Source organism: Psychrobacter pacificensis, assembly GCF_900101915.1.
Taxonomy (GTDB): Bacteria; Pseudomonadota; Gammaproteobacteria; order Pseudomonadales; family Moraxellaceae; genus Psychrobacter; species Psychrobacter pacificensis.
Genome location: NZ_FNAL01000058.1, coordinates 1 through 1,276, shown reverse-complemented (window position 1 = coordinate 1,276; position 1,276 = coordinate 1). Strand labels below are relative to the sequence as shown.

Genomic DNA, 1,276 nt, shown 5'->3' with positions numbered 1-1,276 from the left:
TCTGAGAGAATACGACAATGAAAAGACAAACCTACACTCCTGAGATTAAAGAACGCGCCGTCCGTATGCTGATCGAAGCAGCAAACGACTATCCCTCCACATGGGCAGCCATTCAAGCCATTGCCCCTAAGATTGGCTGCACGCCTGAAACCCTGCGCTCATGGCACAAGAAGCATATAGATCAAACTATCCCTGCATCGGTACAAGCTCAAAGCCAAGAGCAACGTATTAAAGATCTTGAACGTGAGAACAAAGAACTCAAACAGGCCAATGAGATCATACGTAAGGCAGCCGCTTTTTTCGCCCAGGCGGAGCTCGACCGTCCACCGAAATAATGGTCACATTTATCGATGATCACAAGCAGAAATACGGGATCGAGCCAATCTGTAGAGTACTACCGATTGCCCCATCAACCTACTACCGTACTAAAGACTTGGAGAGTTACCCTGAAAAGCGCTCGTTGCGTCAGCAGCATGACGATTATTATATCAACGAGATTAAACGCATCTGGCAGGACAGTAAATGCCGTTACGGTGTTCGTAAAGTCTGGCAGCAGATGAAGGCAGATGGTATTCATGTGGCTCGTTGTACGGTAGAGCGTTTAATGAAGCAGTATGGTATGCAAGGCATCTGGCGCGGTAAGGGCAAGATCACCACCAATAGCCGTGATGACCAAAAATGCTCTGATGACCTGATTAATCGTAATTTTAATGCCCATCGTCCTAATCAGCTATGGGTAGCTGACTTCACCTATATAAAAACAACTAGCGGCTGGGTATATACCGCTTTTATTATTGACGTGTTTGCCCGTAGCATTGTCGGTTGGAAAGTATCTAATCGCATGAACACGGATATGGTTATGGCTGCGCTAAATCAGGCGATAGCAGACAGGAACAACCCCAAAGATGTGATTCATCACAGTGATCGCGGGGTTCAGTACTTATCCATTCGTTATACTGATAAGATGAAGGACTCTAGCATCATTGCCTCGGTCGGCACGACTGGTGATTCATACGATAACGCACTGGCTGAAACGGTTAACGGGCTGTATAAATCTGAGGTAATTGACTATTTAAAGGAGAATTGGACTGGCGTTAATGATGTTGAACTGGCAACCCTTGAATGGGTGGACTGGTTTAATAAAACACGTCTGCATAGCACGATTGGTTATGTGTCACCTTTTGAGTTTGAAAAGCGGTATTACGATAATTTAACCCTGTCAGGCATCGCTGCCTGACTCAAGTAAATCACTCTCCGATATAGTCGGGGCGGTTCA

1 protein-coding gene and 1 other annotated feature are annotated in these 1,276 nt (G+C 45.8%); the gene reads left to right on the top strand.

Annotated features, from left to right (window positions below; all coding sequences use genetic code 11):
• Window positions 1-17 precede the first annotated feature (17 nt).
• A protein-coding gene (locus BLR43_RS13420; RefSeq protein WP_379542907.1) for an IS3 family transposase occupies window positions 18-1,237 on the top strand; the annotation gives its coding sequence in 2 pieces (ribosomal slippage) (window positions 18-294 and window positions 294-1,237; 1,221 coding nt in all).
• Window positions 293-409, top strand: a sequence feature (AL1L pseudoknot). Its footprint overlaps the gene before it by 117 nt.
• Window positions 1,238-1,276: the final 39 nt, after the last annotated feature.